Below are 2296 nucleotides of genomic sequence, written 5' to 3'. Positions count from 1 at the left end.
CGGCCCCCAGATCTCCCACACCGAGAAATCGAAGGCGTAGGAATGGAACAGCGACCAGACATCGTCGGGACCGAAGGCGAAACGCTCGGCGGTGGCGGCGATCAGCCTGACCACATTGTGTTGGCTGACCACGCAGCCCTTGGGGGTGCCGGTGGAACCGGAGGTATAGATGACGTAAGCGGCCTGCTGCGGGTGCAGGCGGCGCGGCGGCGGCGCGGCGTCGCCGGAGGAGACGGCCACATCCAGCCAGCGCAGGGCGAGGCCGGCGGGCAGGGCATCGGCGGACTCGGCGTCGCCGACGACGACATGGATGGCGCTGTCGCGGACGAGGAACTCCAGGCGCTCGGCGGGATAGCCGGGGTCCAGCGGGACATAGGCAGCGCCGGCCTTGAGGATGGCGAGCATGGCGACGAGGAGATCGGGCTGACGCTGGCAGCACAGGCCGACGCGCTGTTCCGGCTGCACGCCGAGCTGGAGTAATTGCCTTGCGAGCTGATTGGCGCGGGCGTCGAGTTCTTGGTAGCGCAGGGCGGAGGTTTCGCCCTGGACGGCGACGCGCTCGGGGAAGGCCTGGGCGGCGTGTTCGAACCAGCTGCAAAGGTCGGGGTGCGGCGGGGCGACGGAAACCGGCGCGGGGCCCAGAGCCTGGGCGGCTTGCTCGGCGTTCAGCAGCGGCGCGGCCAGCCAATCGGCGTCGGTATCTTCGGCCAGCGACGCCAGCGCCCCTTGCAGATAGCCGGCCATATCCTCCATCTGCGGCGCGTCGAATTCCGCCTCGTCCCAGGCCAGCGTCAGTTCCAGGCCTTGGTTTCGTGGATCGCGGCTGAATTGCACCAGGCAGGGAAAGTCGGTTTCCTCGAACACTTCCACGCCTTCCACCGTCACGTCGGGCAAGCGCAGCGCCTGTCCGTAGACATGAAAGTGGATGTAGTTGAAGCCGATTTCGAAACCGCGCCTGCCGTGGTTCAGTTGCATGATGGCGGCCAGCGGCAGGCGGCGCAGCGCTTGCAAGGCCGTTTCCTCGGCAAAGACGCGGCGCGCCAGTTGCGCCCAACTGCCGGTTCGCAGTGCCACGCTCAGTGGAACGGTGTTCAGGAAGAGGCCCAGCGCGGCGGCGCTGTCTTCGCGCTCGGGGCGGCTGTGGGTGACGTAGCCGGTGCTGGCGGCGGCGGAACCGGTCAGCAGCGCCAGCACGCGCAGGTGAGCGGTGAGCAATACGGTTTTGAGCGGTAGCGCCAGCCGCGCGGCGGCGGCGTCCAGCGCCATGGACAGTTCGGCCGGCAGCATGCGGCTGAGACGGCGGACGCTGCGCGCGCCGCCCGCGGCCGGCTGAGGCCTCAACCGGGGCAAGACAGAGGCTTCCAAGCCGGCCAGCCGTTGCCGCCAAGCCGCTTTCAGCTCAGGGTCGTTCTCGGCTTGTTTTTCCTGTTCGATGAACAGCGCGCTTAGCGCGCCGGACGCGTCGGCCGGGCCGGCGCTTTGCGCGTGCCGCGCCAGCCGCAGCAGGTCGGTGACCAAGGTGGCCACGCTCCAGCCGTCCAGAATCGCGTGATGGAAGCTTAGCGTCAGCCGCGCGCGGCCGGTGTCCAGCCGGAACAGGGAGAGGCGCAGCAGCGGCGGGGATTGTGGCTGGAAGGGCCGGGCTTTTTCCGCGGCGACGAAGTCGGCCAGCGCCCGGCTTTGCGCTTCGGGCGCCAGCGCGCGCAAGTCGGCGACGCTTAGCGGGATGTCGCCGTCGCGATGAATCAGCTGCAGCGGTTCCGAGTAGGCGTTCCAGTGGAAGGTGGTGCGCAGCGCGGCGTGGCGTTCCGCCAAGCGGCGAACAGCAGCGCGCCAGGCGGCTTCGTCCCAGGGCAGGCGCAGATCGAAGCTGAAAATGTCGTGGAAGATGGCGCCGTTTTGCGACAGCTCGCTGTGGAACAGCATGCCGGCCTGCAGCCGCGACATGGGCAGCGCTTCGATCACGTCGTCCGGCAAGCGCAGCCGGTCGGCGTCGGAAATCAGCGAGAAGGCTTGCCGCGCGGCGGCGCTTGCGCCGTCGTCGGCGGGCTCCGGCGCTTCGCACAGCTGGCGAATGGTGGGCCGGCTGAACAGCTGTTGCACGTTGAGGGCCAAGCCCTGGTCGCGGGCGCGGGCGACCACTTGCAGGGAGAGGATGGAATCGCCTCCCAGGGCGAAGAAATTGTCGTCGATGCCGGGCAGGGGCACGGCAAGGACGTCGGCCCAGATTTGGGCGAGTGCGCGTTCCGCGTCGGAGCGCGGTTCGACGCGGGGCGCGTCGCTGGCGGCTTGCGCG

The 2296-nt window shown here is 69.2% G+C and carries 1 protein-coding gene; it reads right to left on the bottom strand.

All coding sequences use genetic code 11. From position 1 onward, the window contains the following. Window positions 1-2296 (bottom strand): AMP-binding protein (locus MOV80_RS23175; protein ID WP_249605550.1); only part of this gene is annotated, 2296 nt, incomplete at both ends.

The organism is Chromobacterium sp. IRSSSOUMB001 (assembly GCF_023507765.1).
Classification (GTDB): domain Bacteria; phylum Pseudomonadota; class Gammaproteobacteria; order Burkholderiales; family Chromobacteriaceae; genus Chromobacterium; species Chromobacterium haemolyticum.
The sequence above is the reverse complement of the archived record's forward strand: the minus strand, read 5'-3'. Positions and strand labels throughout refer to the sequence as shown.